This is a genomic window from Nonomuraea montanisoli (assembly GCF_013363975.1).
GTDB lineage: Bacteria > Actinomycetota > Actinomycetes > Streptosporangiales > Streptosporangiaceae > Nonomuraea > Nonomuraea montanisoli.
In genome coordinates this window covers 153,679-175,908 of record NZ_JABWGN010000014.1, presented here as the reverse complement: position 1 = coordinate 175,908, position 22,230 = coordinate 153,679, and the positions used below count along the sequence as shown (strand labels likewise).

Genomic DNA, 22,230 nt, shown 5'->3' with positions numbered 1-22,230 from the left:
CCCTCTTCTCGGCGGCCGGCCGAGCGCCGCACCGCCGGAGGGTCTATGTCGCGGCCCGTTCCGGAGGCGCGTTCACGCGCCGGATCGTCACCGTCCGCCGGGCGGGCCCGTGCGCTAGCGTGGGAGCATGGCGGTAACCCCCAACCGAAGCCACGGCGTGACGCCGGAGGCGTGCGTACGCGGCGACGCCGCACTGGCCCGCGCGTTCGTGTTCCTGGGGAAGCGCTGGAACGCCGTCATCCTGGGCGCGCTGAGCGAGGGCCCGGCGGGCTTCCGCGAGCTGTCGCGCTTCATCGGAGGGATCTCCGACTCGGTGCTGTCCGACCGCCTCGCCGACCTGGCCGCCGCGGGCCTGATCACGCGGCGGGTCGAGGAGGGGCCGCCGGTCGCGGTGTCGTACGGGCTGACCGAACGCGGCGAGGCGTTGATGCCGGCACTGGCCCAGATCTCGGCCTGGGCCCAGGAGCACCTGCTCGCCGGCGACTGCTAGAGGGTGGGGCGGCAGACCGCGGGACGGGCATGTGCTGGACAAGGCCGGGCTGTCACGGCCGGCCCCGCCTGACGATCATCCCGGCCGACGACGTCACCTGCCGGAGACGAGCTCGGCCAGAGGGTGCAGCGAGTTGGTGAGATGCTCGGAGCCGAACGGCGGGAACCCGGCGCGAGCTCGTACCGCCAGAAAAGCCTGCACTTTCGGCCGCTGCCGGCGTAGCCGCCCGACTTCAGATCCAGCCGATCGCTTTCATCACGGCCTCGGCCACCTTCGGCACAGAACCATCGGAGGCTTCAACGACAACGTCTTCGAGCTGAGCATCTTCCATGATCTGGTCCAGCTCGCCCGACCTGTTGAGATGCCACCGGAGGGCAGCCTCCTCGCCTTGGTGACGCCGAGCCAGTCGCTGCCGGACAACCGGGAGTTCTACGCGGAGCCGACACACCGTCAGCTCGACACCGACGGCGTCCGCATACCGCCGGCGATGCTCTCGGGTCTCCGCGACGCCGGCCATGACGAGTCGGACAGCCCCGGCGTCCAGATAGTTTCCAGCGACGCTGCGCAGATTCCGTAGGGCCATCTCGAAGTTGAAACGATCATCCGGTGCGGGAGGCCAAGATCGGCGGAGTGCATCCAAATCGATGACGGCATGGGCAACCCCGGTGTCGGCGAGCAGGTCGCCCACCATATCCGCAACCGACGTCTTGCCGGCTCCCACCGTGCCGATGATCAAAAGAGCGCGGGGCGATTCACCAGTAGACATGCAGATCATCATGGCAAGAGCACGCTCCTTGTCATCTCACCCCCGGGCCTCCCGCGGGCGCGGAAGGGGACGTCGCCAACAGGAAGACGACGCGGCGAGGCGAAACTCATCGGTCGTGTGGTCGGACTCCGCATCCGGGCCACCGATCACCCATGGTGAGCGGGCGCTCTCACCCATGAGCACGTCAGTCGCGGAAAGCCCAGGGCTGCACGCCTGAGTAGATGGAGGCGGCCCGGCACTGAGGTGCGGACATGCACTCCGCTTCGCCGAGATAGACGGCCACGAGTGAGTCGCCGCGGCGCCACCAGTTGTCCGCCAGGCCGGCGACCTCGGGGACCGCCTCGTAGCCATCCAGCTGGAGCGCATCGACGTCCTGGCCCGTGACCTTGGTGATCGTCTTCGCCCGGGTGGACGCGTGGTGTGCCAACGCCAGTGATTCCACCCAGCCTTCAACCGTCGAGTGCAGAGGCGTCCATCGGTAGCCGTAGACGCCGAACTCGCCCTGAGGGCCGATCATGAAGCTGTAAGGTACGGCGGCTCGCGGCGCTCCCGCTTCGAACAACCATCCTCCGGCTGATGTCCGCTCGGGGATGTCAGGGCTCAAAATTCTGGGGCCGCCGTCGTAGCGCGGTGCGGGAGGAAGCGCCAGCCCGCCCCATCGCCTCGCATAGGCGGCCACCCGGTCGATCTCCGTTGCGGGGATGCCCAGCCCGAGCCAACGCTCCCGGCTCTGATCAACATCAAAAGAGGTGACCCGTAAGGCGTGCTCGTGCACGAAGAAACGCGCTCGGCGAGTGAGCTCCTTCAAAGGATCCACTTGGTAGAGGCTCACGCGGGGACGCTATCCCATCGGTCGGTGCTCCGGAGTTGTGCACGTCACGCCGAACTCATCGATGACGCGAACGGCTGGCTGAACGATGAACCAGCGCAAGGAGGCGTCCGTGTCCACGACGTAGGCGTCAACCACGCGAACCGTCTCTCAGTCGATTCAGCTCTTCGTCCACGCCCTCCACTCCGTGCAGCCGGGACTGGATGCGCGCCGGAGTGGAGACCGCACGCGCACGCCGCTCGGACATGCCGAGGTTCTGGCGCACGAGCGCGATCACCGGCGCCACCTTGTCCTCCGGCAGTTGATCCACCAGCGCATGGAGCTCGTCACGCAGCGCGTCCATGGGTGCAGTGTATGGCCCGTCCGGGCCGCTGTGCAGCGCTTTCTCGGCCGTCAGGTTTCGCGTCGAGGCGGTCAAGGCTCGGGGGGTGCGGGGGGCCGGAGGCCACCCGCTCGGGGTTCGGGGCGGAGCCCCGATCGGAGCTGCCCGAGGCACTACGCGCGTAGCGCGCCCCCCGCAGGACCTTGCCTTTTGGAGCCGCACACACTCTTGACGTTCTTGCCCCATGTTTTTCCTTGCGCGGCCGTCCTTGGTGCGCCTTTTACAGGGCGTTTTCGATGGCGGACACGACCGCCGGGTCCTCCGGAGTGGTCCTCGGGCGGAAGCGGGCCACGACCTCGCCCTCCCGTGAGACCAGGAACTTCTCGAAGTTCCACTGGATGTCCCCGGCCTCGCCGTCCGCGTCCGGCGTCTCGGTGAGGGCGGCGTAGAGCGGGTGCCGGTCCGGGCCGTTGACGTCGGCCTTCTCCAGCAGCGGGAAGTCCACGCCGTACGTCGTCGAGCAGAACTCCTGGATCTCCTCCGCCGAGCCCGGCTCCTGGCCCATGAACTGGTTGCAGGGCATGCCGATGACGCTGAAGCCGCGCGGCCCGTACCGCTGGTGGAGCTCCACGAGGCCGGCGTACTGCGGGGTGAGGCCGCACTTGGAGGCGACGTTCACGATCAGGAGGGTCTGGCCGCCGGCGAGCTCGCCGAGGGTGGTGGGGGAGCCCGCGAGCGTGCGGAGCGGAATGTCGCGAATGGTCATGATCCGACCCTATAGAGCTCCTTCCGCGATCAGCTCCCGAGGCCACCTTACGGATCTTCAAACGTGATCACTCGAAAGTGTGACGAGCCTCACATTTCACTACAAAAGCCCTGATAAGCGGCATATTACGCTCTTTGCTACCGATCTACGCAGACATGGACAACTAGCGATAAAGGGTGCAATTCGGGCATGGTGTCGCTTCCCCGACCCCCGCTCGAAAGGGACCCCCACCCATGCCCATGCTTCGCCGTGCCGGAATCCTCCTTCTCTCCGCCGCCCTCGTGACCTCCGGTGGAGCCACGGCCGCACAGGCGCAGAGCGCCCAGGCGACCAGCAAGCACAACAAGGCCATCGCCAAGCATCTGTCCGCCAAGCGCGGCTGGACGAAGAACGGCCAGTTCAAGTGCCTCGTCAAGCTCTGGCACCGCGAGAGCGGCTGGGACCACCGCGCCCAGAACAGCTCGTCCGGCGCGTACGGCATCCCCCAGGCCCTGCCCGGCAGCAAGATGTCCACCAAGGGCAGCGACTGGCGCACCAACCCCAAGACGCAGATCAAGTGGGGCCTGTCCTACATCAAGCAGCGCTACGGCTCGCCGTGCGGCGCGTGGGCGCACTCCCAGTCCACCGGCTGGTACTGATCCCCTGATCCCCCTGCTCTCGGGCATCCCCGTTTCCCGTAAAGGTGGCGCAAGTCCGGCGCCGGGCCGCGCCACGGGGAGCCAGCGAGACGGTGATCAGTCGTGAAGGATCACGCAAACACCTGTCCGTCGCGTGTCGCTGTCCGTGACCGTTGATTACGGAGCGTAATAGAAACCGGCTAGAGGAACGTCGCGGAGCCCTCCGGGCCGCCCAGCACGACCGGGCGGTCACAGGAACCCGGAGCGGCCGCGCGGACCATCCTCGTCCGAGCCACGGACGCGGACCGTCAGGGCGGCCGGCCGACCGGTGCGCCTGTCCGCACGCGACCCGACAGCAAGGATCGCATTGGACAGCAAACGCGCTCTTCACAGCGCTCTGGCCGCGACGGCAGCCGTCGTCGCACTCGGCGCCACGGCCGCGGCCGCCGGGGCCGACTCCGACCCGGGAGCACTCCGGCGCGAGGCCGCCGGTGCTCCGGTGGTCCACGAGGGCGTCTGGCACGCTCCGGTCATCCGGATGGGCACGTGGAGCCCGTCCGTCAGACCCCGGTTCGCCACCGCGCTCCTGAACGGCCGCCGCGCCGCCGACCTGCGGCCCAAGCGCAGGAACAAGGTCATCGCCCTGGACCAGGTGGTCCGCAGATCCTGGTCCTACCAGGAGTTCCGGTGCCTGGACAGCCTCTGGACCCGGGAGAGCAACTGGGACCATCGCGCCTACAACAGCTCGTCCGGCGCGTACGGCATCCCGCAGGCCCTGCCCGGAGGCAAGATGAGCGGGGCCGGCGCCGACTGGCGCTCCAACCCGGCGACGCAGATCCGCTGGGGGCTCGCCTACATCAAGGGCAGGTACGGACGCCCGTGCGGCGCCTGGGGGCACTTCCAGTCGCACAACTGGTATTGACGCTCACGTACCAGGCACTGACGGCAGCCGTTCAGGGGAAGGGACGGCTGCCCCGCCCGGAGGGCGCCCGGTGTCAGCGGGCGCCCTCCCGCGTGTCCGCGCTCAGTGGGTGCCCTCCTTGCGCGCGTGCAGCACGGTGATCGCCTGGATGAGCAGTTCGACGCCGAACTCGAACTCGGCGTCGTGGTCGCAGGCGCCGAGCAGTGGCGCGAGGGCGCTCACCTCGGGGAACAGGGCCGGATCGACGGCCTCGGCCCCGGCCAGGTGCCGGTGATGGACGGGCGCGAACGTCGGCGTCACCCCCACCTCGCGCAGCAGCGAGCCGACGATGAAGGCGATGAACAGCCGCACCATCCGCACCGCGTCGGGCCCGTCGAACCCGGCGCTGCGCAGGGTGGCCAGGGCCCGCTCGACCGGCAGCAGCCCGGCGGCGGAGGAGAGCTGGCGGCTGACCACGAGCATGGTGCAGCGCGGGTAGTGGTGCGCGATCTGCCGGAAGGCGCGTGCCTGGGTCCGCACCCGGTCGGTCCAGTCGTCGTCGGGGTCGTCGGTGAACTCGATCTCGCTGAGCACGGCCTCGGCCACGCCGTTGAGCAGCGCGTCCTTGTTGGGCACGTGGTTGTAGAGGGACATCACGCCGACGCCGAGCTCGGCCGCGATGCGCCGCATGGACACCGCGTCGGCGCCCTCTCTCTCGATCAGGTCGATCGCGGCGGTGACGATGCGCGCCCTGGACAGGGGCTCCGTGGTCATAGCTCATTCTATTGACGTACGTACGGTGTACGTGCCAGCCTCGAAAGGGTACGTACGGTGTACGTCTCCCCCTTGGAGGTCCGATGTCGACGCACGATCTCTACACAGTCCCCCCCGAGCTGCGCACCTGGGGCCTGGACATGGCCGGGCAGACCAGGTTCACCTGGGAGTACGACGACGGCCGGGACCGGATGCTCGCCCTGTACCAGAAGGGCAAGGACAAGCAGTGGGACTCCACCAAGCGCATCGACTGGGACCTGGAGGTGGACCCGTACGACGTGCTCGGCGTCCCCGACGAGACGCTCGCCATCCACGGCACCCCGCTGTGGGAGCGGATGGACGAGGCGCAGCGCCGTGAGGTGCGCCGGCACAGCGCCGCCTGGCAGTTCTCCCAGTTCCTGCACGGTGAGCAGGGCGCCATGATCTGCTCGGCGAAGATCGTCGAGAGCGTCCCCGACCTGGACTCCAAGTTCTACGCCGCCACCCAGACCATGGACGAGGCCCGCCACGCCGAGACCTACGCCCGCTTCCTCCAGGAGAAGGTCGGCCTGGCCTACCCGATCAACGAGCACCTCAAGGCGCTGCTGGACAGCACGCTGACCGACTCCCGCTGGGACATGCCCTACCTCGGCATGCAGGTGCTCATCGAGGGGCTCGCCCTGGCCGCGTTCGGCGTGATGCGCGACTTCACCACCAAGCCGCTGCCCAAGCAGATCCTCGCGTACGTCATGCAGGACGAGGCGCGGCACGTCGCCTTCGGCCGGATGGCGCTGCGTGACTACTACCGCGACCTGTCGGAGAGCGAGCTGCGCGAACGCGAGGACTTCGTCATCGAGGGCTGCTACCTCATGCGCGACCGCCTGCGCGGCCGGGAGACGTGGGAGTACATGGGCCTGTCCCGGGCCGAGGTCGACGAGGCCATGGAGGCCACCGACCGGTCGGAGTACCTGCGGGTCTTCCGCTCGCTGCTGTTCAGCCGCATCGTCCCGTGCGTGAAGGACATCGGGCTGTGGAGCCCCAGGCTCCAGCAGGCGTACGCGGACATGGGCGTGCTCGACATGGCCGGCCAGTCGCTGGAGGCCCTGATGAAGCAGGACGAGGACATCGCCGAACGGCTCGACCAGAAGCGCTTCGCCGAGGAGGAGACCGAGCGGCACGCCGAGGTCGCCGAGACGATCACCCTCGGCGACTCGGCCTGACGGCCGAGCCGCTCCGGTGGCCGACTCGACCTGACGACAGGGGAGGGCCGCGCGGTCAGGCGGGGTCCGCACCCTCCTCCGCCACCCGGGCGATCAGCTCCTCCACCTGGGCGTTCAGCTTGGCCCCCCGCGACCACCCCGCGTAGTGGGTCACGAACACCACGACCTCGCGCAGCTCGCCCTCCGACAGCAGCTTCGTGCGCAGGGCGGCGTCGAGCTGGATCTCGGCCTGGTCGTCGATGCCCTGCCCGACCAGCAGGCCGAGCAGCAGCAGGCGGCGGTCCCTCGTCGACAGCACGTCGCGGGCCCACAGGTCGCTGAACTGACGCTCAGCCGTCATGCCGTAGGAGTCCACGGTCTCGATCACCGGTTCCTTCATGAGAGTGCTCCCCAGTCGGAGGGATCCTCATATCTTTCGTCACTTCCTGAGAGGAACCAATGGGGGGTTGCATGAACGTTGTACGGCGGTGACCGTGGAGGGTGACTCCCTGACTGGGGCATTGCCTGGTCTGTAACAACTGAAGCCAAGGTCCGGGCAAGATTTGGTCAAGATTTCTCACCGTACATCCGGCTCATCGGGCCTGAAAACGGGCACAACAACGGCGTTGGTCCGCAAAGCGGAGGTACCCCCCGGTGAGAACGGCACGGGCCAGGGTCGCGCTCATGGCCGCGGCCCTCATGCTGCTGTCCGCTTGCGGACAGCCTGAGTACACCTACGTGCGCGACCGGGACGGCACCACCTACTTCAAGGTGCCCTCCTCGTTCGCCCAGCTCAACGCCCACCCCATCGACCTTTACCTGAGCGGGACCCAGCCCGGCTCCCTCGCCGAGGCCGAGCGTGCGCGGCGCGTCTGGTCGGTCGCCTTCGACCAGTCGGCCGAGCCGGACATCACCCACCTGCTCGGCTCCGCCGACCCCTTCCTCTACGCCACCGTCCACCAGCTCACCGACGAGCAGCGCGACGCCGTCTCCCTCGACCAGTTGCGCGACTTCCTCCTCCCGGTGACCGAGCGGGTGCGCCAGCTTTACGAGGCGCGGGCGGCCGCCTCCGGCAGGCAGCCGCTGTTCGGCGGCTTCGAGGAGATCAGCGACCAGGTCCTCACCCTGGACCGGGGCGCCAGAGGTGTCAGGGTGCGCTTCAACTACCGGATCGGTACGGAGATCCAGACCTTCGACCACACCGCCATCCTCGATGAGCAGGGCGACACCGTCTCGGTCATGCTCATCGGCTGCCAGGCGATCTGCTTCCGGGCCCGCGCCGCGGAGTTCGACAAGATCGCCGACTCGTTCCGACTGCTCCGGCTGCCCGGTTAGAGGGGGCACAGTTGAACACCACCACCCACCACGAGGGGCTGCGCGCGCCCGGCAGCGGGCCGGCCGACCCCGACTCCGTCACCAGGAAGCGGATGCCGTTCTGGGACCGCAGCAAGTTCCTCCTCGGGCTGGTCCTGGCCTTCCTCGTGCTCTCCTGGAAGACCATGGCCGACTACGAGGGCATCGTCGGCTTCCCCGAGGCGGTCCGGTTCATCGCGTACGAGCACCAGTGGATCTTCTGGCTGCTCGGCGCGGAGTCGCTGCGCCAGCTCCACTTCCTCGTCAGCGAGCGCTCCTCCGGCTACCACGGCTTCTGGAGCCGCCGGGTGTTCGGCGGGTTCGAGCGGTGGTCGCACCGGCGCTTCGACGACTGGACGCGCTACCGGATCGCCCGGGCCATCAAGATCGTCTTCTGGGGCGTGCTGGTGGCGCTGGTGCTCGGCGCGGTGCTGGAGACCAGCCCGTTCCTGGCGCTGTTCCGGGCGCCCGCGCTGGTGTTCCAGGCGCTGCCGTTCCTGTTCCAGATCGTCTTCCTGTTCTTCGTGGTCATCATCCAGTTCGTCGGCATGTTCTGGTTCCTGTCGCGCGGCGGCGTCGAGACGTACTTTCCGGACGACATCAAGACCCGCTTCGCCGACGTCTGGGGTCAGGACCACGTCGTCGAGCGCGTCCGGGAGAACATCGTCTTCCTCGAACGGCCCGGCGAGATCGAGGAGCGCGGCGGCTACGTGCCCAGCGGCCTGCTGCTGTGGGGGCCGCCCGGCACCGGCAAGACGCTCATGGCCGAGGCGGTCGCGGGGGAGACCGGCAAGCCGTACGTCTTCGTGGACCCCGGCGCGTTCACCAACATGTTCATGGGCATCGGCATCCTCAAGGTCAAGACGCTGTTCCGCAAGCTGCGCAAGCTCGCCCTGCGGTACGGCGGCGTGATCGTCTTCTTCGACGAGGCGGACTCGCTCGGCAAGCGCGGCCGGCTCGCCGTGCAGGGGCCGCCCGGCCAGGGCGGCGGCTGGTCGGCGTTCTCCGGCGCGCCCGGCTGCCACGGCCTCGGCTACCTGTCCGAGGAGACCCGTTCGGCGCTGGCCTTCCGCCGCGCCCGCGAACCGGAGGAGCCGGGCGCCCGCAACCGCTTCTTCATGGGCGGCGGCATGAACAGCGGCGACCCCGGCACCCTCCAGGCGCTGCTCACCGAGCTGTCGGGGCTCAAGAAGCCGCGCGGGTTCTTCAACCGCCTCGTCCGGCGGCTGCTCGGCATGCGGCCCAAGCCGCCGCCCAAGTACCGCATCCTCGTCATGATGGCCACCAACCGGCCCGACGCGCTCGACGAGGCGCTGCTGCGGCCCGGCCGCATCGACCGCATCTACAAGGTCGGCTACCCGTCCAAGGCCGGACGGCTGCGCACCTACCAGGGCTACTTCGACAAGGTCGAGCACGAGCTCACCGCCGAGCAGGTCGACAAGCTCGCCACCATCACCCCGTACGCCACCGGCGCCACCATCAAGGACCTGGTCAACGAGTCGCTGATCACCGCCATCCGCGACGGGCGCGAGGTCATCACCTGGTCCGACGTGCTGCGCGCCAAGCGGCTCAAGCAGCTCGGGCCGCCCGAGGACGTCGAGTACATCGAGCGGGAACGGCACGCGGTCGCCGTCCACGAGGCGTGCCACGCCGTCGTCGCCTACGTCACCCGCTTCCACCTGGAGATCGACATCGCCACCATCGAGAAGGGCGCCGACTATCTCGGCATGGTGGCCTCCATCAAGCCGGAGGACCAGTTCACCCGGTGGAAGTCCGAGTACGAGGCCGACATCATGGTCTCGCTCGCGTCCCTGGCGGGCGAGCGGATGTTCTTCGGCGAGGACAACTCCTCCGGCGTGTCCGGCGATCTGCACTCGGCGACCTACCTGACCGCGCTCATGGAGTCGCACTGGGGCATGGGCTCCGGCGTCACCTCGCTGCCCGCCCTCCAGGAGCTGGAGATCATGGGCGGCAAGGCGATGCCCCGGCGCGGCGGCGGCCCCGTCGACATCGCCGGCAAGCCGCCGCTCCAGGGACAGGCCGAGCTGACGCCCGACGTGCTGGGGGAGCGGATCGAGTTCAACCTCGTACGGCTGCTGGAGCGGACCGAGCGGCTGCTGCAGGAGCACCGGCGCGACGTGCTGTGCGTGGCGCACGCCCTGGAGACGTACAAGACGCTCAACGGCGACGACGTGGTGGCCATCATCGAGCGGCGGCCCGGGGCGATCATCAACGGCGCCGTCTACGCCTCGGACGAGCTGTACGAGGAGCTGGAGGAGTACCACCGGGACGCGGCGCGAGCGCACAAGGAGCACAGCCGCATCGACCGGGACCTGCCGGAGGCCGCCGGTCCGCCGCCCGCCGGTGAGGTGGTCACCGGGGAGATCGGTGAGGTGGTCAGCGGGGAGATCGTGGAGACGGTGCCCGGCGAGGTGCTGCCGGTGGTGGCGGCCTCCCCGCCGCCCCCGCCCGCCGCTGCCGGGACGTCCGTGGTGGTGGCGTCGCCGGGGGGCGGGGCTGACGGGCGGCCGGAGTTCATGCCGTGGGCGCCGGAGACCGGAACGGCGGTCGTCCCCGGATCCGGCCCGTTGGCCACGCCCGCGCCGTCCCCACCCTCGGCCGCGCCCGGTCACGGTGCCGGGCCCGGCTACGGTGCCGGGCCCGGCTACGGTGCCGGGCCCGGCTACGGCGGGACGCCCGGCTACGGCGGGACGCCCGGCTACGGCGGGACGCCCGGCTACGGCGGGACGCCCGGTCACGGCGGGACGCCCGGTCACGGGGCGGCGCCCGGGTTTGGCGCGCGGGTCCCGCAGGCGGGGGCCGCGGCCTCGGCCGAGGCCGTCACCACTGAAGCCGTCGCGCTCCCGGCGCGCGGACCGCGCGGCCGGGGCTGGGTGCTGGTCACGAGCCTGCTCGCCCTGGTGACGCTCGTCCTGCTGGTCGGCCTGACCCTGACCGGGATGGCGCCGCCCACCGGCGCCGGTCAGGGGACGGGGGTCGCCTCACCGGGGCTGCTGCTCATCGTGTTCGTCATCGTGGTCGCGGTGATCGTCGGCATCGGGCTGGCGCTCGTCGCGGTCCGCGGCATGCGGGCGGCCCAGATCAAGGCCGAGCGTGAACGCGACGAGGCGCACGCCCGGGCGCAGCTCCTGGCCGCCGCCATGGACCCGGACACCGCGATGCGGCTGCTCGGCTACGACGGCAGGCACGGAGGGGAGGGACGCGTCGCCTGAGCGACCGCGGGCCGGCCGGCCGGCGAGGCGGGTCAGATCTGGATCCGCAGCCGGCCGATCGGCCCGGCCAGCTCCTCCTCCTCGTACGCGAAGTGCGACGACAGGACCTCGGTCAGCCGCACGGCCCGGGCCCTGACCTCCTCCACCTCGGCGGACCCGGCCACCAGCCGCACGCACGCCTCGTCGAGCGCCGTCAGCAGCCCCGCGATGACCTCGTGCTCCTGCGAGAGCTTGGCCACCACCGGCGCCAGCCCGGAGTCGCGCTCCGCGATCGCGGGGAACAGGTTCTCGTCCTCGATGGTGTGGTGGATCGTCACCAGCCGGCAGAACGAGGCGCAGAACGCGCCCAGCGTCCACAGGTTCTGCCGCATGGTGAGCCGGTTGATCTGCGAGCGCAGCGCCTCGGGATCGAGCGTGCCCGCCGCCACCTGCTCGGCCGCCGTCACCACCTGCCGCATCTCGTGCCGGTAGCCGTCGTGGACGGCGGCCAGGTGCTGCCCGAGCCGGCGCTCCTCGGGGGTGAGCTCCGCCGGGTCCGGCTTGGGCGCGCGCGGTCGGCCGGCCTCGTCGAGTTCCGCGAGTTCCGCGAGCTCGTCCGGCGACGCTTCGTGGTGGGTGTGCATGGGGGAACCTCCGGCCCCACATGATCGCACGATCCGCACAGCGGAACGTACGGACCGGTGCGGATTAACACGACGTTCACATTCGGGCAAAAAGCGGGAAACGGCCACCCGTAAGACTCGGCGTGGCTGAGAGAGACCCCGAAAGGACCGTTCGTGAGCTACAAGGCTGAGTACATCTGGATCGACGGCACCGAGCCCACCGCTCTGCTGCGCTCGAAGACCAAGATCCTTGCCGACGGAGCCGAGCCGCCCGTGTGGGGATTCGACGGCTCCAGCACCAACCAGGCCGAGGGTCACTCCTCCGACCGGGTGCTGCGCCCGGTGTTCACCTGCCCGGACCCGATCCGCGGCGGTGACAACATCCTCGTGCTGTGCGAGGTCGAGGAGATCGACGGCGCCGCGCACAAGAGCAACACCCGCGCCCTCCTCCGCCCGATCGCCGAGCAGTTCGCCGACCAGGACTCCTGGTTCGGCATCGAGCAGGAGTACACCTTCTTCAAGGGCAGCCGCCCGCTCGGCTTCCCCGAGGGCGGCTTCCCCGCGCCGCAGGGCCACTACTACTGCGGCGTCGGCGCCGAGGCCGTGTTCGGCCGCGAGATCGTCGAGCTGCACCTCGACCGCTGCCTCGCCGCCGGTCTGGCGATCTCCGGCATCAACGCCGAGGTCATGCCCGGCCAGTGGGAGTTCCAGGTCGGCCCGGCCGGCCCCCTCGAGGTCTCCGACCACCTGTGGGTCGCCCGCTACCTGCTCTACCGGACCGCCGAGGAGTTCGGCGTGGAGGCCACCCTCGACGCCAAGCCCGCCCGCGGCGACTGGAACGGCGCCGGCGCGCACACCAACTTCTCCACCAAGGCGATGCGCGAGAACTACGACGCGATCATCGCCGCGTGCGAGGCCCTCGGCGAGGGTGACAAGCCGATGGAGCACGTCACCCAGTACGGCGCCGACATCGAGTCGCGCCTGACCGGCCACCACGAGACCGCCCCGTGGAACAAGTACACCTACGGCGTGTCCAACCGCGGCGCCTCCGTCCGCATCCCGTGGCAGGTCGAGGTGGACAAGAAGGGCTACATCGAGGACCGCCGCCCCAACGCCAACATCGACCCGTACGTGGTCACCCGCCTGCTGGTGAACACCTGCTGCGCGGCGCTGGAGAAGGCCGGCCTCGTCTGAGCGTCAACCGCTGACGGCTGAGGGAACGCGGGCACCCCCGATGGGGCCCGCGTTCCCGTGTTTTCCGGCTGCGTACCGTCGCCGTTCGGAGCCGTTCCGTAACCGGAGTACGCCCATCCTGGCACGACGCCGCTCCGCCGGCAGGCGAACGCCGGCCGGCGGAGTGGCTTTCTTGGCTTCCGGCGGGAGGATCCTCCACCGAAGTCCCCGTATTTTCGCTACAGCGGTGCCGTGCGGGTTGCTACGGAAGGCGGAAGTCGAGGTCCGGCGTGATGTCGGCGACGTCCATCTGGGCCTTCTGCAGACGGCCCGAGTGGTCCCAGTTCATCGCCTGCCAGCGGGTGAACTGGTCCAGCACCCACATGCCGGACTGCCTGCTGCCGTTGCCCGACTTGCCGTTGCCGCCGAACGGCAGGTGCGCCTCGGCCCCCGACGTGGAGTTGTTGACGCTGACCATGCCGGCCGATATGCCCTCGCGGAAGCGGAAGGCGTTGCGGGCGTCGGTCGTGTAGATGGAGCTGGACAGGCCGTACCCGGGCAGGTTGGCCAGCTCGATCGCCTCGTCCAGGGTCCGGAACGTCGTCACGCCGACGATCGGCCCGAACGTCTCCTCCAGGAACAGCCGGTCGTCCGGGCGCACCCCGTCGACCACGACCGGGTGGTAGTACAGCCCGCCCTCGCCGGTGAAGTCCTGGCGCGGGCTGTCCGCGGTGACGCGTCCGGTCTCGCCGGAGACGACCCGGTGGTGGGGCTGGATCCAGGTCAGGTACTCCTCGTACCGGTCGGCGAACTTCTGGTCGAGCAGCGGGCCCGCCAGCACGTCCTGGTCCGGCTCGCCGATCCGCGCCTCGCGCACGGCCTCGGCGAAGCGCCGCAGGAACTCGTCGTGGACGCTCTCGTGCACGATCACCGTGCCGAGGCTGGTGCAGCGCTGGCCGGCCGTGCCGAACCCGGAGAACAGCGCCCCCTCGACGGCCAGGTCCAGCTCGGCGTCCGGCATGATCACCATCGGGTTCTTGCCGCCCAGCTCCAGGCACGCCGACTGCAGGTGCCGCCCGGTCAGCTCGCCGACCTTCCGGCCGACCTCGCTGGAGCCGGTGAACCCGACCTTCTGCACCGTGCCCTCCTCCAGCGCCCGCTCCAGGCCCCGGAACGTCTCGGCGCCGTCGGCGAACACCACGTTGAGCACCCCGTCGGGCAGCCCGGCCGCGGCGAACAGCCGGTACAGGGCGTGCCCGGACGCGGCGGCGTACTCGGCGGGCTTCCACACCACGGCGTTGCCGCACAGCAGCGCCGGCACCAGGTACCAGGACGGCACGGCGACCGGGAAGTTCCCCGCCGTGATCACCGCCGCCACGCCGACCGGGTTGCGGAAGGTGAACAGGTTCTTGTCCGGCATCTCCGACGGCACCGTCTGCCCGTACAGCCGCCGCCCCTCGCCGAGGAAGAAGTCGCACGTGTCGACGATCTCCCGGACTTCGCCCAGCGCCTCCGCGTACGGCTTGCCGATCTCCTCGGTCACCAGCCGGGCCAGGCTCTCGGCGTTCTCCTCGACCAGCCGCCCGATGGACGCGATCACCCGGCCGCGCACCGGCGCCGGCACCTTGGCCCACTCGCGCTGCGCCTCCTTGGCGGTACGGCAGGCGGCGGCGAACGTGTCGGCGTCCGCCATCCCGACGCTCGCGACCACCTCACTGGTGCGCGCGGGGTTGGTCGACTGGTACGTGCTCGCGCTGGCGGCGTCCTTGCCACCCACGACGGAGACGATCTGACGGGTCACCGGTGCCCTCCTCATAGTTCCTACGGTCAGACAATCATCCCGCCGCAAAAAACCCAACCTCAGAGCGCGCCGGGCTTCGCACTCCGGCCCCCTCGCGCACCCCCGGCGCGTTGACCGTGTCGTTCAGCTCGGAATGGTGCCACCGGCCACCCAACGCGGTTGCCCCCGCAATCGACCACCTGCAGTGGGCTGCTGCCCCCGTGGCCGGCTCGCCGGGCGGGCGAGCGAAGCTGCTGCTGTCCACGGTCCTAGAGGTCGTGCCATTGCCGGACCGCGTCCAGGTGCTCCTGGCGGCCGATGGCCACGAGGTTGGAGCGGTACAGGCCGATCGTGTCAGGAGCGTCGAGGTCGGCTCGCGTGCACAAGCGCAGGACGCCGGCCAGCTCGTCCACCAGGAAGACCCAGTGGTAGTGGGCGAAGACGAGGTCGAGCAGGTCGCCGGCGTCGCCGCCGCAGTTCGCCTGGAGCTCGGGGTGCAGTTCGAACAGCAGCGTCGGCGCCGCGGTCAGGGTCTGAGCCGCGCCCTGCAGCACGAATCCCTCGTACCCCTCGACGTCGATCTTGATGACGTCGGGCGGCCCGAGGCCGCTGCGGTCGAGGTAGGCGTCGATCGACGTCATGGGGACGGTGACGGCGCCGGCAGACGTCCCCACATTCGCCGCGGCGGCCGAGTGCTTGCCGGACTGCTCGCCCGACAGGTGGACGGTCAACTCGCCGGGCGCGGCCCCGACGGCCATCTGCTCCACGGTCACGCGGGCGTCGAGGTCGTTGCGTTCGACGTTGCGCCGCAGGTAGGCGGCGTTCTCCGGCGCGGGCTCGAACGCGATCAACATGCCGTCCCGGGGTAACCGCGCGGCGCCCGTGCAGGTGTAGGCGCCGATGTTCGCTCCGACGTCGACCATGGAACGGCTCACCGAGGCGAGTCGCTCGAAGACGCCGACCTCGAACTCCTCGTAATATCCACCCGAGATCGACGGCATGATCGTCGCGTCCCACATCGGGCCGGTCAGCACGACGCCCCGGTATCGCGCCTCGACGTCTCGATCTCCGGCGGCGACGCCGATCCGGAACACCGCGTGATAGAGCCGGTTGACCAGGGGGAAACGCCGGACGCTACGGCCCCTCAGCACGGTGCGGGTCAACCGGTTCCTGCTCGCCGCCCTGGCTGCGCGCATCATCCCGATGGCGATGGTCTGCCGCAGTCGCTTCGTGGATAGGGACATGCCGGAAAAACTTACCAAGCCGATCAACCGAATGTCGGTAGATTCGGTCACGCTCGCCGTGGTTCGTGAATTTCCCGCTTTCTGGTCAGGTGATTGCGGTTGCGGTGCGATATCCCAACGGGCTCAGGCAAGCGCGTCCGGCCTCTGATGGCAGGTCGCCTCGGCCGAAGCTTCCAGCAGCTTGCGCTCGCTCTCCTGGCGCATCACCACGATCATGGCCAGAGGCCGTATGGACCCGCTCGCGGCCTGAAAGCCGTGAGCACCCATCCCGGTGATGTCGTAGTCGTGACTACTCCCGGTGTCGCAGTCGCGGGCCGGTCGTTGATCCCGGTGCGGTAGAGGCGAATGACCCTCCACGGGGACGCCTCGGAGCGGCGGATGGCCGACGATTACCGGTCATGAGAACCCCAGTCAGCTACATCCACGGCGCGGCGTTGCTCGCCACCGGGCTGCTCGCGGGGGCGTTCGGCTACGGCGCGGCCAATGTGGTCCCGACGTTCGACGCCGTTCCGCTGGATGTGCGCCTGACCTTCCACATCACGATGATGAAGGTCAACGAGCCGGTCATGCAGAGCGCGATGGCGCTGGCCATCATCACCACCTTCGGCCTGGCGATCGCCGGCCGTGACCGGGCGCGCAGGCTGGCGCTCGGTGCCGGTGCGCTGGCGCTGGCCTCACTGCTGATCACTCTGTTCGGCAACGTCCCCCTGCACGCGCATTTCCGGAAGTGGGCCGCCGGCACGGTCCCGGACGGCTACGCCGAGATCTTCCAGCGCTGGGAACTGTTCCACACCCTGCGCACACTGACCGCGCTGGCCGCGTTCGTGCTGATCGTCACCGCCGCCGTCGTACCCCGTCCCGCCACCCCCTGAAATGCGCGAAGACATGGCCATGATGACTTCCGCGCCTTTCTGACGCGATCGCCGTACGAGCCGGCCTTCAGCGAGGAGGACCCGCCACGATCGCGGACCGCCTGACCTGCACGCGACGCTGCTCGACGGCGATCGAGCCGCCCGCTCCACCACGCCCAGCTCGCTCCCGACGGGCGCGTACGCCCCGTCGACTCCCTCACCCGGACCGCGAACCCATGAACGTCACTCTCACCAGGACGGCGAACCCATGAACGTCACCCTCATAGGCTCCACCGGCCGCACCGGCCGCCACGTTCTTGCCGAGGCCCTGCGTCGCGGCCATCGCGTCACCGCCTTCACCCGCGACGCCGCCGCCCTGCCGGTCGAGCCGCACGCCGTCGTCGAGGGCGACGGCCGCGACCTGGAGAAGATGCGGACGGCCGTCGCGGGCGCGGGCGCGGTGATCTCCATCATCAACGGCGGTGACAGCGGCGACCCGCATCGCGCCGCCCAGGCCACCCGCACCGTCATCCAGGCCATGACCGAGACCGGAGTCCGGAGGCTCGTGGTCACCACGCCCTATCCGATCGTCGCCCGCCGGCCGTACCCGCTGATGTGGCTGCTCCGCCGCCTGCTGGCCACCCCGTACGCCGACGCCCGCGACCTGGAGCAGACCGTGAGCGCCAGCGATCTCGACTGGACCATCGCCCGGTTGACCCGGCTCACCGACCGGCCCGCCACCGGCGCGGTCGCGATCCACCGCGGGCTGCTGGCCAGGCCGCGCGCCCTGACCCGGGCGGACGTGGCCCGCACCCTGCTGGACATCGCCCAGGAGACGCATCTGAGCGGCGTGGCCGTCAACATCCACGGCCGCTGAGTGGCCTCACAAGAGCATGGTCGCGATCTGAAAGCCCTGCGTGGCGAAGGTGGATCAAGGCTGTGGTCGCTCACTCGCCGCACTGATCATGTAGGGATGCGGGTGTTATCGTCCCTCGCGTGACCGAACTGATCGCTCCTACGGAACGGCTGCACTCCTCGTGGCTAGCGGCGCGGGACGAGTGGCAGCCCCGTGCCCACCAGGACGGCGCCGGCCTGCGTCTGGTCGGTGACGACGACCTCGACAGCCCGGAAGGGTTCGCCTCGTGGGTCGAGCGACTGCGCCGGCAGTCGGACCGGTCGATGCCTGTCGGAGAAGGGCGCGTCCACGCCACCCACTGGTGGATCGCCGACGGCGAGAGCTACCTCGGAGCCATCGACCTCCGACATTATGTGAACGCCTTTCTGCTGGAAGGCGGCGGAAACATCGGCTACAGCATTCGGCCTTCCGCACGAAGGCGCGGACTGGCCACGTGGGCGCTGGGAGAGGTTCTGCGGAAGGCGCCGGCGCTCGGTCTGGACCGGGTTCTGCTCACCTGTGACGACGGCAACCTCGGCTCGGCGCGCACCATCGAACGCAACGGCGGTGTCCTGGAAGACGTGCGCAGCACCGAGATCGGGATCAAGCGCCGTTACTGGATCGCTCTCGATGCCGCTGATCGCAGCCCTTCCTCGATGACAGCGACGAGGACGGTCACCTCGTAGCGGACGGCGGATCTGCCGGATCCGCCGGATCGTCTGGTCGGCCTGGCGAGGAGCGGTGACGCGGCATGCGCGGGCGTACTGCCACTGGCCCCTCGTGGGTACGCCCGGGCCCGCTCCTGGTCGGTCAGGGGCGCACGTAGCGCCGGAACATGATTCCCGACGCGAAGGAACGGTGCTCGACCAGGCGCAGCCGCAGTTCTTCCTTAACCGGCAGGTACGGCTTCCCGCCCCCGATGATCACGGGGAACGCGCATACCCAGAACTCGTCGATCAGGTCCAGCAGGGAGGCTGCCAACTCGGGGCCGCCGAGCTGGAGGGTGCCGTCGATCTCCTGCTTGAGACGCGTCACCACGGACACGGCGTCCTTGCGACGGACGATCGTGACCCCATCGGGGACGGTCTGGAGGGTGTCGGAGAAGACGTACCGCGGCGTCTGCTTGTAGAGCTGGGCGAACTCCCGCTCGATGGCCGGGGCGCCTTCCCCGCCGAGGTCCTGCGTCCAGGGCTTCTCCATCGCCTCGTACAGCCGCCGCCCGAACAGGAACGCCGCGATCCGGCGCACCTCGTCGTTCGCCGCCTGGTGAAAGTCCTCGGCCGGGTCCAGGAAGTCCATGCCACCGTCAGGATCCTCGATATAACCGTCGATCGAGGTGTTCATCCAGTAGATGACCTTGCCCATGAACTCCTCCTTGGTCGTGGGCGCGTACCGGAGTGGAGACCTGATGGAGCGCCGGAACTCATCGCAGGCTGGGCACCCAACCTATGCTTCTCCTGATCGACTGAGGTCGTGCTGGACGGGCCAGGCCGCTCAGGATGAATTCCGGGCCGAAAGTGCAGCGGCCGTCCAGGATGTCGGTGTCGTCGTGGCCGGCGCAGCCCGTGCGCGCGAGGACGCCGATCAACACGGTAGTGATCAACGTCGCCGGGGCCGGGGCAGGCACGCGGCCCGCGAGCGGAGATCGCATCATGATCCTGTTTCTGATCGAGCAGGCGCATCTCCGCAACGGGCCACCCACACCCCCACAGCGGCTCGGCGACGTCGAAGCGGCTTCTCCGCCTACGACATCAGCGATCCGTCGGCATCCAGCCGCTCGGCGCTCGTGCCACCAGCATCGAGCGACGACGCCGTCTCCGACGTGCCTTCGAACGACGTGCTCTCGAACGGCGTGCTCTCGAACGGCGTGCTCTCGAACGGCGTGCTCTCGAACGGCGTGCTCTCGAACGGCGTGCTCTCGAACGGTGTGCCCTTGACCGGGGTGCTCTCGAACGGCGTGCCCCTGACCGGGGTGCTCTCGACCGGGGTGCTCTGGAAGGGGGTGCTCTCGACCGGGGTGCTCTCAACGGGCGTGTGCCTGGTGGATGCGCGCTTGAAGGCGGTGGCCAGCACGGCCAGTCCCGCGATGCCGGCCGCGGCGATGAGGACGGCCGTCCGCAGGCCGTCGCTGGTCGCCGCGCGCAGAGCGGCTCCGGTCAGGCCGTCGGTGCCGGCGTTGGCGACGGCCACCAGGACGGCCAGGCCGACGGCGGAGCCGACCTGCTGGCCGGTGGAGGCCATGCCCGAGGCGATGCCCTGGTCCTCGGGTGCGACGCCGATCGAGGCGGCGGCGAACATCGTGGTGTAGGCGACGCCCTGGCCCAGGGAGAGGATGACGAGGCCGGGAACGAGGGTGAGGAAAGAACCGGAAGGGCTCATCGGCAGGGCGAGCAGCAGCGTCCCGGCCGCGCCGAGCACCGACCCCAGGGTCAGGGCGGCGCGGACGCCGAGACGGGTGACCAGGCGCCCGCCCGCGTTGGAGCCGACCAGCACGGCGACCATGGGAACCACGAAGGCGAGTCCGGTCTGCAGGGCGCTGTAGCCGTGGACGTTCTGGAAGTAGACGGTCTGGAAGTACAGCAGGCTGCCGAACGTCCCCATGAACAGGAACATGGTGGCCATCCCGGCGCTCAGGTGGCGGTTGGCGAACAGCCGCAGCGGCATGAGCGGATCGCGGCTGCGGCGTTCGACGGTGATGAAGGCGGCCAGCGCCACGGCGGCGAGCACCGCCGCGATCACCACCGGGACCGACCCCCATCCGGCCTCCGGGCCTCGGACGAGCGCGAACACCAGGGCGGTGACGCCGATGCTGCCGGTCAGGGCGCCGGGCACGTCGAAGCGGCGGTGCGCCGCCCGGGCCTGGTCGGGGGTGATCAGCGGGAAGGCGAGCACGATGGCGAGTCCGGCCATCGGCGCGTTGACGAAGAAGACGGACTCCCAGCCGAACGCCTGCGTGAGCAGGCCGCCGAGCAGCGAACCCAATGTCATGCCGACCGCGCCGGCGGTGGCCCACACGCCCAGGGCGCGATTGCGCGCGGCGCCTTCGGCGAAGATCGTGTTGATCAGGGAGAGGGTGGCGGGGAAGAGGACGGCCCCGCCCAGTCCCTGCACGGCGCGGGCGGCCACGAGCGCCCACTGAGTGCCGGCCAGCCCTCCCACGAGCGACGACACTCCGTACAGCGCCAGCCCGAGCACGAACATGCGGCGCCGGCCCAGCAGATCCGACATCCGGCCGCCCAGCAGCAGGGCCCCGCCGAAGGCGACGACATACGCGCTGACGACCACCTGCAGGGACTGCGGGGAGAAACCGAGATCGGCGCCGATCGCGGGGAGTGCGACGTAGACGATGTTGTAGTCGAGCGAGACGATCAACTGGGCGAACGCCAGCAAGGCGAGCGCCGGACCTAGTCGTCGTGCTGATGGCATGGTTCCACTCCCACATCTTTACTAAACCGTTTAGTCAGAACGCTAGAACCGCAAGTGCGGTTGAGGTCAACAGAGAGTGGCGTACATCGCAACTAAACGGTGTAGTTTATGCTCGTCCCCATGACGGACGAGGTGGACCAGGACGGCATTCCGATCGTCGCCGTGCCCGCACGCGCATCGGTGGGCCGAAGGAAGGCGATCATCGAGGCGGCCCGCGAGGAGTTCCTCAAGGTCGGCTACGCCGCCGCCTCCATGGACGCGATCACCGCGCGCTCCAAGGTGTCCAAACCCACGCTCTACAGCCATTTCGGCAACAAGGAACGGCTCTTTCTGGCCGTCATCGGGGGCGCGCTCAGGGATGCCTACGCCGAGCTCGGTACGCCTCCTTGTGAGATGTCCAGGTCGCCCGATCTGCGGGCCGCCCTGAGCGGCTACCTGGGCCGCTGGGCGCGTGCCCTGCTGGATGAGGACCTGCTGCGCCTGCGGCGGCTGGTCATCGGCGAGATCGGCCGCTTCCCCGAGCTGGGACGGCTGTGGTTCCAGATCACCGACGACCAGCTCAACCGTCCGTTGGAGGACGAACTGGCCAAGTTGCACGTCAAGGGCCGCCTGCACGTTCCCGACGCGCCGCTCGCCGCGCGCCAGCTCATCGCCATGGCGATCGGCGCGCCCCAGCTCGTCCGCACCATGCTGCCTGAGCGGGCCTTCGACGAACGTGAGCTGACGCCGGTCGTCACCTCGGCGGTCGAGGTCTTCCTCTCCCACTACGGCCCATCATCGTGACCTTGACCACGTGGCCACCCATGCGCCTATGTGCTGCATATCCATGCCCGTATGCCCGTATGCCCGTGTGCGCATGATCGGCTCGGGCGCAGGCGTGACCCTACGCCGGTCAAGCGCCCGCCGCCCAGCCCGGCCGCCGCACACTCGCGTGCATGCTGCTCCGACGTGGCTGCTCGTGACGCGGCGAGACGGCGATGTGGGGACACGGCGATGTGGGTGCGCAGTGCTGCGGGGACGTGGGGACTGG

General features: G+C 69.6%; 21 protein-coding genes and 1 pseudogene. 11 read left to right on the top strand and 11 right to left on the bottom strand.

Annotated features, from left to right (window positions below; genetic code table 11):
* The first annotated feature begins 127 nt into the window (after positions 1-127).
* Complete coding sequence (locus HTZ77_RS33160) at positions 128-490, top strand: winged helix-turn-helix transcriptional regulator (protein WP_175593666.1); 363 nt, start codon at positions 128-130, stop codon at positions 488-490.
* Between the two features lie 232 nt (positions 491-722).
* Here the strand turns inward: HTZ77_RS33160 and HTZ77_RS33155 are convergent, their stop codons facing one another.
* The 4 genes from HTZ77_RS33155 to HTZ77_RS33140 all read right to left on the bottom strand — a co-directional run bounded on the left by HTZ77_RS33155 (position 723) and on the right by HTZ77_RS33140 (position 3,173).
* Positions 723-1,268, bottom strand: coding sequence for a zeta toxin family protein (locus HTZ77_RS33155; RefSeq protein ID WP_205304181.1), 546 nt, complete (start codon positions 1,266-1,268; stop codon positions 723-725).
* A gap of 172 nt (positions 1,269-1,440) precedes the next feature.
* Positions 1,441-2,088, bottom strand: a complete 648-nt coding sequence (locus HTZ77_RS33150; protein ID WP_175593665.1) for a hypothetical protein — start codon at positions 2,086-2,088, stop codon at positions 1,441-1,443.
* A 127-nt stretch (positions 2,089-2,215) separates the two neighbouring features.
* Positions 2,216-2,428 carry a hypothetical protein gene (locus HTZ77_RS33145; RefSeq protein WP_175593664.1) on the bottom strand — a complete coding sequence of 71 codons (213 nt, stop codon included), beginning with the start codon at positions 2,426-2,428 and terminating at the stop codon, positions 2,216-2,218.
* A gap of 259 nt (positions 2,429-2,687) precedes the next feature.
* Positions 2,688-3,173, bottom strand: coding sequence for a glutathione peroxidase (locus HTZ77_RS33140; RefSeq protein ID WP_175593663.1), 486 nt, complete (start codon positions 3,171-3,173; stop codon positions 2,688-2,690).
* A gap of 344 nt (positions 3,174-3,517) precedes the next feature.
* Here HTZ77_RS33140 and HTZ77_RS46820 point away from each other — a divergent pair.
* Both HTZ77_RS46820 and HTZ77_RS46815 read left to right on the top strand, forming a co-directional pair.
* Positions 3,518-3,811, top strand: a pseudogene (locus HTZ77_RS46820) (aggregation-promoting factor C-terminal-like domain-containing protein); the annotation flags it as partial.
* A gap of 346 nt (positions 3,812-4,157) precedes the next feature.
* The gene (locus tag HTZ77_RS46815) at positions 4,158-4,712 is read left to right on the top strand and encodes an aggregation-promoting factor C-terminal-like domain-containing protein (protein WP_235995545.1); all 555 of its coding nucleotides are present in this window, start codon (positions 4,158-4,160) and stop codon (positions 4,710-4,712) included.
* A gap of 102 nt (positions 4,713-4,814) precedes the next feature.
* On the opposite strand, the gene HTZ77_RS33125 is transcribed toward HTZ77_RS46815, so the two are convergent.
* Positions 4,815-5,465, bottom strand: a complete 651-nt coding sequence (locus HTZ77_RS33125; RefSeq protein ID WP_175593662.1) for a TetR/AcrR family transcriptional regulator — start codon at positions 5,463-5,465, stop codon at positions 4,815-4,817.
* Positions 5,466-5,548: 83 nt separating this feature from the next.
* On the opposite strand from HTZ77_RS33125, the gene HTZ77_RS33120 reads away from it, so the two are divergent.
* Positions 5,549-6,664: a ferritin-like domain-containing protein gene (locus HTZ77_RS33120; RefSeq protein WP_175593661.1), complete on the top strand. Its 1,116-nt coding sequence runs from the start codon at positions 5,549-5,551 to the stop codon at positions 6,662-6,664.
* 55 nt (positions 6,665-6,719) lie between these two features.
* Here HTZ77_RS33120 and HTZ77_RS33115 read toward each other — a convergent pair whose 3' ends face one another.
* On the bottom strand, positions 6,720-7,043 hold the full coding sequence (locus tag HTZ77_RS33115) for a carboxymuconolactone decarboxylase family protein (protein ID WP_175593660.1): 324 nt from the start codon (positions 7,041-7,043) through the stop codon (positions 6,720-6,722).
* A gap of 254 nt (positions 7,044-7,297) precedes the next feature.
* Here HTZ77_RS33115 and HTZ77_RS33110 point away from each other — a divergent pair, with 254 nt between their 5' ends.
* Together HTZ77_RS33110 and HTZ77_RS33105 are read left to right on the top strand one after the other, a co-directional pair.
* Complete coding sequence (locus HTZ77_RS33110) at positions 7,298-7,978, top strand: hypothetical protein (protein WP_175593659.1); 681 nt, start codon at positions 7,298-7,300, stop codon at positions 7,976-7,978.
* Positions 7,979-7,989: 11 nt separating this feature from the next.
* Positions 7,990-11,229 carry an AAA family ATPase gene (locus HTZ77_RS33105; RefSeq protein WP_235995544.1) on the top strand — a complete coding sequence of 1,080 codons (3,240 nt, stop codon included), beginning with the start codon at positions 7,990-7,992 and terminating at the stop codon, positions 11,227-11,229.
* 32 nt (positions 11,230-11,261) lie between these two features.
* Here the strand turns inward: HTZ77_RS33105 and HTZ77_RS33100 are convergent, their stop codons facing one another.
* Positions 11,262-11,852, bottom strand: a complete 591-nt coding sequence (locus tag HTZ77_RS33100; protein ID WP_175593658.1) for a hemerythrin domain-containing protein — start codon at positions 11,850-11,852, stop codon at positions 11,262-11,264.
* Between the two features lie 153 nt (positions 11,853-12,005).
* On the opposite strand from HTZ77_RS33100, the gene glnII reads away from it, so the two are divergent.
* A complete protein-coding gene (gene glnII / locus HTZ77_RS33095) occupies positions 12,006-13,025 on the top strand; it encodes a glutamine synthetase (RefSeq protein ID WP_175593657.1) in 1,020 nt (339 codons plus the stop codon).
* Between the two features lie 241 nt (positions 13,026-13,266).
* Here the strand turns inward: glnII and HTZ77_RS33090 are convergent, their stop codons facing one another.
* Both HTZ77_RS33090 and HTZ77_RS33085 read right to left on the bottom strand, forming a co-directional pair.
* On the bottom strand, positions 13,267-14,805 hold the full coding sequence (locus HTZ77_RS33090; protein WP_328808914.1) for an aldehyde dehydrogenase family protein: 1,539 nt from the start codon (positions 14,803-14,805) through the stop codon (positions 13,267-13,269).
* 248 nt (positions 14,806-15,053) lie between these two features.
* Entirely contained in the window at positions 15,054-16,028 is a 975-nt protein-coding gene (locus HTZ77_RS33085) for an FkbM family methyltransferase (RefSeq protein ID WP_175593655.1), read from the bottom strand.
* 398 nt (positions 16,029-16,426) lie between these two features.
* Between HTZ77_RS33085 and HTZ77_RS33080 the strand changes: the two genes are divergently transcribed.
* From HTZ77_RS33080 to HTZ77_RS33070, 3 genes are all read left to right on the top strand, one after another.
* Positions 16,427-16,900, top strand: a complete 474-nt coding sequence (locus HTZ77_RS33080) for an anthrone oxygenase family protein (RefSeq protein WP_175593654.1) — start codon at positions 16,427-16,429, stop codon at positions 16,898-16,900.
* A gap of 247 nt (positions 16,901-17,147) precedes the next feature.
* Positions 17,148-17,756 carry an NAD(P)-dependent oxidoreductase gene (locus HTZ77_RS33075; protein ID WP_175593653.1) on the top strand — a complete coding sequence of 203 codons (609 nt, stop codon included), beginning with the start codon at positions 17,148-17,150 and terminating at the stop codon, positions 17,754-17,756.
* A gap of 119 nt (positions 17,757-17,875) precedes the next feature.
* Positions 17,876-18,460 carry a GNAT family N-acetyltransferase gene (locus tag HTZ77_RS33070; RefSeq protein WP_175593652.1) on the top strand — a complete coding sequence of 195 codons (585 nt, stop codon included), beginning with the start codon at positions 17,876-17,878 and terminating at the stop codon, positions 18,458-18,460.
* A 124-nt stretch (positions 18,461-18,584) separates the two neighbouring features.
* Here HTZ77_RS33070 and HTZ77_RS33065 read toward each other — a convergent pair whose 3' ends face one another.
* On the bottom strand, positions 18,585-19,139 hold the full coding sequence (locus tag HTZ77_RS33065) for a dihydrofolate reductase family protein (RefSeq protein ID WP_175593651.1): 555 nt from the start codon (positions 19,137-19,139) through the stop codon (positions 18,585-18,587).
* Positions 19,140-19,517: 378 nt separating this feature from the next.
* Positions 19,518-21,200 carry an MFS transporter gene (locus HTZ77_RS33060; protein WP_205304178.1) on the bottom strand — a complete coding sequence of 561 codons (1,683 nt, stop codon included), beginning with the start codon at positions 21,198-21,200 and terminating at the stop codon, positions 19,518-19,520.
* A 120-nt stretch (positions 21,201-21,320) separates the two neighbouring features.
* On the opposite strand from HTZ77_RS33060, the gene HTZ77_RS33055 reads away from it, so the two are divergent.
* Positions 21,321-21,983: a TetR/AcrR family transcriptional regulator gene (locus HTZ77_RS33055; protein ID WP_205304175.1), complete on the top strand. Its 663-nt coding sequence runs from the start codon at positions 21,321-21,323 to the stop codon at positions 21,981-21,983.
* Positions 21,984-22,230 lie beyond the last annotated feature (247 nt).

Bases quoted from the DNA above. Each gene is read 5' to 3' on its own strand.
- HTZ77_RS33055 (WP_205304175.1), top strand. From the start codon at position 21,321: ATGACGGACGAGGTGGACCAGGACGGCATTCCGATCGTCGCCGTGCCC.
- HTZ77_RS33075 (WP_175593653.1), top strand. From the start codon at position 17,148: ATGAACGTCACCCTCATAGGCTCCACCGGCCGCACCGGCCGCCACGTT.
- HTZ77_RS33060 (WP_205304178.1), bottom strand. From the start codon at position 21,200: ATGCCATCAGCACGACGACTAGGTCCGGCGCTCGCCTTGCTGGCGTTC.
- HTZ77_RS33065 (WP_175593651.1), bottom strand. From the start codon at position 19,139: ATGGGCAAGGTCATCTACTGGATGAACACCTCGATCGACGGTTATATC.
- HTZ77_RS33125 (WP_175593662.1), bottom strand. From the start codon at position 5,465: ATGACCACGGAGCCCCTGTCCAGGGCGCGCATCGTCACCGCCGCGATC.
- HTZ77_RS33115 (WP_175593660.1), bottom strand. From the start codon at position 7,043: ATGAAGGAACCGGTGATCGAGACCGTGGACTCCTACGGCATGACGGCT.
- HTZ77_RS33160 (WP_175593666.1), top strand. From the start codon at position 128: ATGGCGGTAACCCCCAACCGAAGCCACGGCGTGACGCCGGAGGCGTGC.
- HTZ77_RS33120 (WP_175593661.1), top strand. From the start codon at position 5,549: ATGTCGACGCACGATCTCTACACAGTCCCCCCCGAGCTGCGCACCTGG.
- HTZ77_RS33140 (WP_175593663.1), bottom strand. From the start codon at position 3,173: ATGACCATTCGCGACATTCCGCTCCGCACGCTCGCGGGCTCCCCCACC.
- HTZ77_RS33155 (WP_205304181.1), bottom strand. From the start codon at position 1,268: ATGATGATCTGCATGTCTACTGGTGAATCGCCCCGCGCTCTTTTGATC.
- HTZ77_RS33145 (WP_175593664.1), bottom strand. From the start codon at position 2,428: ATGGACGCGCTGCGTGACGAGCTCCATGCGCTGGTGGATCAACTGCCG.
- HTZ77_RS33085 (WP_175593655.1), bottom strand. From the start codon at position 16,028: ATGTCCCTATCCACGAAGCGACTGCGGCAGACCATCGCCATCGGGATG.
- HTZ77_RS33100 (WP_175593658.1), bottom strand. From the start codon at position 11,852: ATGCACACCCACCACGAAGCGTCGCCGGACGAGCTCGCGGAACTCGCG.
- HTZ77_RS33080 (WP_175593654.1), top strand. From the start codon at position 16,427: ATGAGAACCCCAGTCAGCTACATCCACGGCGCGGCGTTGCTCGCCACC.